The sequence below is a fragment of the Haloferax sp. KTX1 genome (genome assembly GCF_902410085.1).
GTDB lineage: Archaea > Halobacteriota > Halobacteria > Halobacteriales > Haloferacaceae > Haloferax > Haloferax massiliensis.
On the sequence record NZ_CABPRH010000099.1, the window covers coordinates 1 to 502 of the forward strand.

The 502-nt window shown below is 52.0% G+C and carries 1 pseudogene; it reads right to left on the reverse strand.

Annotation, left to right across the window (positions count from 1 at the left end):
* A pseudogene (locus tag FY251_RS20965) lies at positions 1–502 on the reverse strand (cell division control protein Cdc6); the annotation flags it as partial.

Sequence of the window (502 nt, forward strand, 5' to 3'; positions counted from 1 at the left end):
CTGCGCAGCAAAAGCTGCACAGAGCGGGACAGCGTCTTCTGATAAAACATCATTATAGAACGCTTTCTCGGCGCGCGGGTTCAGAATTGAGCGCAGTTGATTCGCATCGTACGGCGGAAACAGAATCTCCTTTTCAGCGAGCGTGTCCTTGACCTTCGGTGAAAGATTGTCCCGGAACTGAAAGTCGTTGCTGATACCAACGATTACTGGACGGACATCGTCGACGTATCCATTCGATCGTGCCCGGGGAAGCCCGTAGAGGATGTCGTCAGAGTGTCCGATGTTATCAATTTCGTCCAAGACGATCACGACGGTCCCACCAAGCGCGTCGAGCTCTTCATACAGAATATCAAAGACCCGCTGCTGAGAGTAGCCGGTGGTACTGATTCGATCTTTGTTCTGTCCTCCACGTAGTTCATTGACAAGGGCAACAGCGACTTGGTAGGACGAGGATAAATTCTCGCAGCTGACCCAGACAGTCGAGAGCATGACGTCGTCATAC